Annotated in this window: 9 protein-coding genes; 7 read left to right on the top strand and 2 right to left on the bottom strand. The window is 70.7% G+C overall.

Annotated elements, in window-relative coordinates:
- Positions 1-298: 298 nt before the first annotated feature.
- Positions 299-1525 carry an acyl-CoA dehydrogenase family protein gene (locus JOC24_RS28550; RefSeq protein WP_205023282.1) on the bottom strand — a complete coding sequence of 409 codons (1227 nt, stop codon included), beginning with the start codon at positions 1523-1525 and terminating at the stop codon, positions 299-301.
- A gap of 174 nt (positions 1526-1699) precedes the next feature.
- Between JOC24_RS28550 and JOC24_RS28545 the strand changes: the two genes are divergently transcribed.
- Entirely contained in the window at positions 1700-2350 is a 651-nt protein-coding gene (locus JOC24_RS28545; RefSeq protein WP_205023281.1) for a TetR family transcriptional regulator, read from the top strand.
- 50 nt (positions 2351-2400) lie between these two features.
- On the opposite strand, the gene def is transcribed toward JOC24_RS28545, so the two are convergent.
- Complete coding sequence (gene def / locus JOC24_RS28540) at positions 2401-2955, bottom strand: peptide deformylase (protein ID WP_205023280.1); 555 nt, start codon at positions 2953-2955, stop codon at positions 2401-2403.
- A gap of 114 nt (positions 2956-3069) precedes the next feature.
- Here def and JOC24_RS28535 point away from each other — a divergent pair, with 114 nt between their 5' ends.
- The 6 genes from JOC24_RS28535 to JOC24_RS28510 all read left to right on the top strand — a co-directional run bounded on the left by JOC24_RS28535 (position 3070) and on the right by JOC24_RS28510 (position 8022).
- Entirely contained in the window at positions 3070-4308 is a 1239-nt protein-coding gene (locus tag JOC24_RS28535) for a Mur ligase family protein (RefSeq protein WP_031094061.1), read from the top strand.
- 34 nt (positions 4309-4342) lie between these two features.
- The gene (locus JOC24_RS28530) at positions 4343-5071 is read left to right on the top strand and encodes a type 1 glutamine amidotransferase (RefSeq protein WP_205023279.1); all 729 of its coding nucleotides are present in this window, start codon (positions 4343-4345) and stop codon (positions 5069-5071) included.
- 192 nt (positions 5072-5263) lie between these two features.
- Positions 5264-6289: a 6-phosphofructokinase gene (locus tag JOC24_RS28525; protein ID WP_031094065.1), complete on the top strand. Its 1026-nt coding sequence runs from the start codon at positions 5264-5266 to the stop codon at positions 6287-6289.
- Between the two features lie 111 nt (positions 6290-6400).
- Complete coding sequence (locus JOC24_RS28520) at positions 6401-7351, top strand: cytochrome c oxidase assembly protein (protein ID WP_205023278.1); 951 nt, start codon at positions 6401-6403, stop codon at positions 7349-7351.
- Between the two features lie 67 nt (positions 7352-7418).
- Complete coding sequence (locus tag JOC24_RS28515) at positions 7419-7577, top strand: hypothetical protein (protein WP_107103313.1); 159 nt, start codon at positions 7419-7421, stop codon at positions 7575-7577.
- Between the two features lie 190 nt (positions 7578-7767).
- Positions 7768-8022, top strand: coding sequence for an HU family DNA-binding protein (locus JOC24_RS28510; RefSeq protein WP_205023277.1), 255 nt, complete (start codon positions 7768-7770; stop codon positions 8020-8022).
- Positions 8023-8036 lie beyond the last annotated feature (14 nt).

Genomic DNA, 8036 nt, shown 5'->3' with positions numbered 1-8036 from the left:
GTGGGTGGGGGGGGCTCGGGCGGGGCGCAGCCGCAGCCTGGCGCGGTTGCTGGTGCCGGGGGGGGGGGGGGGGGTGGGGCGCGCGCGCGGGCCCCCCCCCCCCCCCCCGCGACGCCGCGACCAGGTCGGGCAGCGACTGAGGTCTGCCCCGTGATCCCCGGGGCGCACGACTACAGCTACGGCACCTCGCCGCGCCCCCGGAACGCCCGAATACATCCGGTATGCGGACATCCCTCCGCCTTGCGACGCACCACATGCGACGCCGCGCGCCGATCCACCGGGGAGTACGGGACAGCCTTCAGCGGATCGGCATTCCCGACAGGGTCCGGGCGATCACCAGGCGCTGGATCTCGCTCGTGCCTTCGAAGATGGTGTAGATCGCGGCGTCCCGGTGCATGCGCTCCACGGGGTACTCACGGGTGAAGCCGTTGCCACCGAGGATCTGCACCGCCTGCGCGGTGACCGTCTTGGCGGTCTCACTCGCGTAGAGCTTCGACATCGAGCCCTCGGCCGCCGTGAACGGCTTGCCCGCACTCGCCATCCAGGAGGCACGCCAGACGAGCAGCCGCGCCGCGTCGATCTGCGTACGCATGTCGGCCAGCTGGAAGGCGATGCCCTGGTTGTCGATGATCGGGCGGCCGAACTGGGTCCGGGTCCTGGCGTAGTCGAGCGCGACCTCGTAGGCGGCACGAGCCGTACCGACCGCCATGGCGCCGACGGCGGGGCGGGACGCCTCGAAGGTCGCCATCGCCGCGTTCTTGACGCGCTCGCCCCCCGTCCTGGCACGCTCACGCGCCCGGGCGAGGCGCTCGTCGAGCTTCTCCTTGCCGCCGAGCAGACAGTGGCCGGGGATGCGGACGTCCTCGAGGACGACCTCGGCCGTGTGCGAGGCACGGATGCCGTGCTTCTTGAACTTCTGCCCCTGCGAGAGGCCGGGGGTGGCCGGCGGGACGATGAAGGAGGCGTGGCCCTTCGAACCGAGCTCCGGGTCCACGACGGCGACGACGACGTGGACGTTGGCGATACCGCCGTTGGTCGCCCAGGTCTTGGTGCCGTTGAGCACCCACTCGTCCTTGGCCTCGTCGTACACCGCGCGGGTACGCATCGAGGCCACGTCCGAGCCCGCGTCCGGCTCCGAGGAGCAGAAGGCGGCGACCTTCACATCTGCGGCGTCCCCGTACATCTGGGGGATCCAGGTACCGATCTGCTCCTCGGTGCCGTTGGCGAGGACGCCGACGGCGGCCAGACCCGTGCCGACGATCGAAAGGGCGATGCCGGCGTCACCCCAGAAGAGCTCCTCCATGGCCATGGGTATGCCGAGGCCCGTAGGGTCGAAGAACTGCTGGGCGTAGAAGTCGAGGGAGTAGATGCCCACCTTGGCCGCCTCCTGGATGACGGGCCAGGGCGTTTCCTCACGCTCGTCCCACTCCGAAGCGGCAGGCCGGATCACATCGGCGGCGAATCCGTGCAGCCAGTCACGGACCTGCTTCTGGTCGTCGTTGAGCTCGAGCGTGAACTCGGCCATGATTCCCTCCATGCGCTTCCGGATCCATCTGTTACCAGCGGTAACAACAGTCTGTTACCAGCAAGTAGCTTCTGTCAACCGCTCAGCTGCGGATCCGTGCGTGGCAGAGCAGGGTGTTACGTTGCCCGGGCGTGACGAGATCGCTGGACAGCTGGGCGGGGCGGGAGAAACGACATGGAGACCACACGAGGGGCGGAACGGCAGCGGACGGCAGCCGAACGCCGTCGACGGGAGCTGCTCGAAGCCGCGGACCGAGTGGTGCTCAGGGACGGCCCGCAGGCGTCGATGAACGCCATCGCCGCGGAGGCCGGGATCACCAAACCCATCCTCTACCGGCACTTCGGTGACAAGGGCGGCCTCTACCGCGCGCTCGCCAAGCGCCACACCGACGCCCTGCTGAGCGCCCTGCGGGCCGCGCTCGACGCCCCGTCCGAGCGGCGCGAACGGGTCGAGGCGACCCTGGACACCTACCTCGCGGCGATCGAGGCCCGCCCGCAGGTCTACCGCTTCCTGATGCACCCGTCCGACGACGCGGCCCCCTCCCCCGAGCACGGTTTCGACGTCGGCCGGCATTCGGCCCCGCTGCTGCGCCGCCTGGGCGAGGAGCTCGGCAAGGTGATCGTCGAACGGGTCGACCTCGGACCGGAGAGCGAGCAGATGGCCCGCATCTGGGGCCACGGCATCGTCGGCATGATGCACGCGGCCGGGGACTGGTGGCTGGGCGACCGGCCGTGCTCGCGCGAGCAGCTGGTACGCAGCCTCGCCGACCTGCTGTGGGGCAGGCTGGCCGAGGCCGGCGACCTGCCCGGCGGCAAGGGGTTCTGAGCGGCCGCCCAGGACCCGGGCCCTCGGTGTCCGGGGGTCCGGGGCCCGCGTCAGCCTGACACCGCCGTACGGCCCCAGGGCGAGCGCCGCACGGCGCGCAGCGCCCTGGCGCGGCGCAGCCCCGTGAGCCGGTCGGTGTAGACCCTGCCGTCGAGATGGTCGCACTCGTGCTGCAGGCAGCGGGCGAACCAGCCGGTGCCGGTGATCCGCACCGGCTCGCCGGTGACCGTCCGGCCCTCCACCACGGCGTGGTCGAAACGCGGGGTGCCGGCTTCGAGCCCGGGAAGGGACAGGCAGCCCTCCGGTCCGCGTACGGTGATCCCGTGCGCCTCGACAAGTACGGGATTGACGAGATGGCCCAGGTGCCGGACCTCGTCGTCGTCGGGACAGTCGTAGACGAACACCTTGAGCGGCACGCCGATCTGGTTCGCGGCGAGCCCCACACCGTTCGCGGCGTACATGGTGGCGAACATGTCCTCCACCAGCCGGGCGAGCGACGGCCCGAAGTCGGTGACGTCGTCGCACGGGCGGTGGAGCGCCGGGGCGCCGAACAGGCTCATGGCACGAACGCGTCCGGAACTGCCGGGGATCGGGCGGTTTCGCATGGGGAGAAGCGTACGTTCCACGTGACCTCCACGTTCCCCGTGGTGCCGAGGTGCTGTCGTCGCGCCGGACATCGATAGGCTGGGCGCGGACTTACGCAAGGAGGATCTAGGACGATGGCAGGCAACACGGAGCCGTTGTCGCCGCGGGCCAAGCTCGCCGTGACGGCGGGCAAGGCCGCGGCGGCGGTGTCGCGCGCCGCGGGGCGCGGCAGCGGATCGGTGATCGGCGGCCGGGTGGCGCTCAAGCTCGACCCCGACCTGCTCGGGCGGCTGGCGCAGCACCTGGACGTGATCCTCGTGTCCGCGACGAACGGCAAGACGACGACCACTCGGCTGATCGCGGAGGCGCTGACGGCCGCAGGGCCCGTCGTGTCGAACGCGCTCGGGGCCAACATGCCGGCGGGGATCACCTCCGCCCTGGCAGGGGGCTCGGACGCGCGGTACGGCGTGATCGAGGTCGACGAGAAGTACCTCGCGGGGGTGGCACGCGACACGACGCCGAAGGTGATCGCGCTGCTCAACCTCTCCCGCGACCAGTTGGACCGCGCGGCGGAGACCCGGATGCTGGCGGAGAAGTGGCGGGAGGGCCTCTCGGGCTCCAAGGCCGTGATCGTGGCGAACGCCGACGACCCGCTCATCGTCTGGGCAGCTTCCTCCTCGCCCAACGTGGTGTGGGTCGCGGCGGGGCAGGCGTGGAAGGACGACGCCTGGTCCTGCCCGTCCTGCGGCGGCGTGATGCAGCGCCCAGGGGACGACTGGTTCTGCGGCGAGTGCGGTTTCCGCCGCCCCGCCCCGAGCTGGGCGCTGAACGGTGACTACGTCCTGGACCCGCACGGTTCCGCGTGGCCTATCCACCTCCAGCTGCCGGGCCGGGCCAACAAGGCCAACGCCACGAGTTCGGCCGCCGTGGCGGCCGTCTTCGGTGTGCCGCCGCAGGTCGCCCTGGAGCGCATGTACCAGGTGCAGGCCGTGGCGGGCCGCTACGACGTCGTCACCTTTCTCGGCCGTGAGCTCCGGCTCCTGCTGGCGAAGAACCCGGCGGGCTGGCTCGAGACGTTCTCCCTGATCGACCCGCCGCCCACCCCGGTCATCCTCTCGGTGAACGCGCGCGGCGCCGACGGCACGGACACCTCCTGGCTGTGGGACGTCGACTACACCCAGCTCTACGGCCACCCGATCTTCGTGCTCGGTGACCGCAAGCTGGACCTCGCGGTCCGTCTCGAAGTGGCCGGACTGGACTTCCGCGTCTGCGAGACCCTGGACGAGGCCGTCCAGATGGCACCGCCCGGGCGCATCGAGGTCATCGCCAACTACACCGCCTTCCAGGATCTGCGCCGTCGTGTCGGCAACTGACCCCCGCGCGGGCAACCCCCGGAGAGGACGAAGCATGAGCAACAACAGCCTGCGGCTGGTGTGGGTCTACCCCGACCTCCTCAGCACCTACGGCGACCAGGGAAACGCCCTGGTGGTGGAGCGCCGGGCGCGCCAGCGCGGTCTCGACGTGTCGCGCGTGGACGTGCGCAGCGACCAGCCCATCCCGACGTCGGGTGACATCTATCTGATCGGCGGCGGTGAGGACCGGCCGCAGCGGCTCGCCTCGGAGCGGCTGCGGCGTGACGGCGGACTGAACAGGGCCGCGGCGAACGGCGCGATCATCTTCTCCGTCTGCGCGGGCTACCAGATCCTCGGCCACGAGTTCATCAACGACCTCGGCGAGCGCGAGCCCGGCCTCGGGCTGCTCGACGTCGTCTCGACCCGGGGTGAGGGTGCCCGGTGCGTCGGCGACGTGCTCGGGGACATCGATCCGAATCTCGGTCTGCCCCCGCTGACGGGGTTCGAGAACCACCAGGGCATCACGCACCTCGGTCCGGCGGCGCGCCCCTTCGCGCGGGTGCGGCTCGGCCGGGGCAACGGCACGGGTGACGGCACGGAGGGCGCGTACAACGACACCGTGTTCGGCACCTACATGCACGGGCCCGTTCTGGCACGCAACCCGCTGATCGCGGACCTCCTGCTGAAGCTGGCGCTCGACGTGAACGCGCTGCCGCCGAGCGACGACCGCTGGTACGAGGCGCTGCGCGCCGAGCGGATCGCCGCGGCGACCCAGCCGGCCTGACACAGTTCCCGCGTGGACCGGCCCCTCCCTGGAGAGGCCGGTCCACGCGTGTGTGGCCCGGGTGTACATCCCGTGGACGTCCAGCAGTCGGACAGTGGGTTCGGTCCGGCCACCCCGCGCCGGTAGGGTGGCGGGGATCCAACCGGACGACGTGGTCCGGCGTCGGCCCACGTTGCAAAGGTTTCCCGGGCAATGCGAATTGGTGTGCTCACCTCCGGCGGCGACTGCCCCGGCCTCAACGCCGTCATCCGTTCCGTCGTGCACCGCGCGGTGGTCGACCACGGCGACGAGGTCATCGGCTTCCACGACGGGTGGAAGGGCCTCCTCGAGTGCGACTACCGCAAGCTCGACCTCGACGCGGTCGGCGGCATCCTCGCCCGCGGCGGCACGATCCTCGGCTCCTCCCGCGTCCAGCCCGCGCATCTGCGTGACGGCGTGGAGCGGGCGAAGGGCCATGTCGCGGACCTGGGCCTGGACGCGATCATCCCGATCGGCGGCGAAGGCACCCTGAAGGCCGCCAACCTCCTCTCCGAGGCGGGCCTTCCCATCGTCGGTGTGCCCAAGACCATCGACAACGACATCGCGTCCACCGACGTGACCTTCGGTTTCGACACGGCCGTCGGAGTGGCCACCGAGGCTCTCGACCGGCTGAAGACGACGGCCGAATCGCACCAGCGCGTGCTGATCGTCGAGGTCATGGGGCGGCACACCGGCTGGATCGCACTGCACTCGGGCATGGCGGCCGGTGCGCACGCCATCGTCGTACCCGAGCGGCCCTTCGACATCGACGAGCTGACGGAACTGGTCGGCCGGCGCTTCTCGGACGGCAAGAAGTTCGCGATCGTGGTCGTGGCGGAGGGCGCGAAGCCCCGGGAGGGCTCCATGGAGTTCAGCCAGGGCAAGAAGGACATCTACGGCCATGAGCGCTTCGCCGGCGTGGCGACGCAGCTGTCCGGTGAGCTGGAGCAGCGCCTCGGCAAGGAGGCCCGCCCGGTGATCCTCGGCCACGTGCAGCGCGGCGGCACCCCCACCGCCTACGACCGTGTCCTCGCCACCCGCTTCGGCTGGCACGCGGTGGAGGCCGCTCACCGCGGTGAGTTCGGCATGATGACGGCGCTGCGCGGCACCGACATCACGATGGTCCCGCTGGCAGCGGCCGTGGAGACCCTGAAGACGGTCCCCGCCGAGCGCTACGCCGAGGCTCAGGTCGTGCTCTGACCGTCCCGACGCCCCGTGAACCGCCCCCGGCCGCATCCGCGGCCGGGGGCGGTTCTAGTCTGGACCGGACAACCGGCACGAAACGGGGACGTCCCCAGCAGGAGTGAACAGATGGATCACAGCGGGCACGGCACGAACATGGATCTGCCGCCGTTCACGCTGGGACGCGGGCTGGAGTTCTCCGCGGACCCGTTCTTCCTGATCGGCTGCGTCCTCGCGCTCGCCCTGTACGGCTACGGAGTCGTGCGACTGCGTCGCCGGGGCGACGGCTGGCCGGTGAACCGGACGGTGTTCTTCGTCATCGGCGTGCTGTCCATCGCCCTGGTGATGTGCACGGGGCTCAACGACTACGGCATGGTCATGTTCAGCGTGCACATGGTGCAGCACATGGTGATCAGCATGGTGTCGCCGATCCTGCTGCTGCTCGGCGCCCCGGTGACGCTGGCCCTGCGGGCGCTGCCGGTGGCGGGGCGGGGCCGCACGGGTCCGCGCGAGCTGCTGCTCAAGCTGCTGCACAGCCGCTACATGAAGATCATCACGCATCCCGTGTTCACGATCCCGCTCTTCATCGCGAGCCTGTACGGGCTCTACTTCACCCCGCTGTTCGACTTCCTGATGGGATCGAAGACGGGGCACATCGCGATGATGGTGCACTTCCTGGCGGTCGGCCTGGTGTTCTTCTGGCCGATCATGGGCGTCGACCCCGGCCCGCACCGGCCCGGTTACGTGATGCGGATGCTGGAGCTCTTCGCGGGCATGCCGTTCCACGCGTTCTTCGGGATCGCGCTGATGATGGCGAGCCAGCCGATGGTGAAGGCGTACGAGAATCCTCCGGCCTCGCTCGGCCTCGACGCCCTGTCCGACCAGTCCGCGGCCGGCGGCATCGCCTGGGCGTTCAGCGAGATCCCTTCCGTGCTGGTACTGATCGCGCTGGTCTTCCAGTGGTACCGCTCCGAGCAGCGGACGGCCAAGCGCTCCGACCGTGCCGCCGACCGGGACGGCGACCAGGAGCTGAAGGCGTACAACGCCTATCTCGCCTCATTGCAGGCGCGCGGACAGTAGCGGTGGACACGCCTGAGGGGTGACCATGGCCTCAACGGCCGTGCGGCCGGGTGAGGAGCGTGTGCTCATGCCTGGATCCACGAAGACCATGGGAGTGCTCACCGTCGGCGCGCTGGTCGCGGTGACGGCGTACACGGTGGCCCTGGGGAGCAATGGCTGGCTCTGGTTCGGCTGGGTGGTCCTCGGCCTCGCCACTCTGGGGATGCTCGCCACCCGCGACACCTGAGGCACGAGCCCTGGCAGGGTGTTCCGGACGGTTTGCCCACCGCAGGTGAGCCGTGCCGCCCGCCGCCGTGCGGGGACGCCTCCACGATGACACCCTGAGGGCATCGTGTGGCGGACCACGGGCCGGCCGGTACCCGCGGGCGGGGCCGTGTCCGTCGCGCGTCATCGTCGGCGGGAAGAGGGTGCTGCGCATGGACAGGTCAGGATTGGTCGAGGCGATCGGGCGGAAGACCGCGCAAGGCGGCGAGCTGCCGGCCGACCAGATCGGCCGGGTCGTCGACGCCGTGTTCGGCACGGTCGCGGAGGCAGGTGCCATCGCCGAGGCGCTGAAGGCGGGCAGGACGGTCACGATGGTCGGCTTCGGCAGCTTCCACACCGTCGGCGGCGAGGCCGCGCTGCGGCCGGGCAAGGCCCTCAACGAGTTCGTGCACGACCAGGCCGGCTGATCCGGGTACCGGGC

The organism is Streptomyces sp. HB132, from assembly GCF_016909575.1.
Taxonomy (GTDB): Bacteria; Actinomycetota; Actinomycetes; order Streptomycetales; family Streptomycetaceae; genus Streptomyces.
This window is presented reverse-complemented; position numbering and strand designations above follow the sequence as displayed.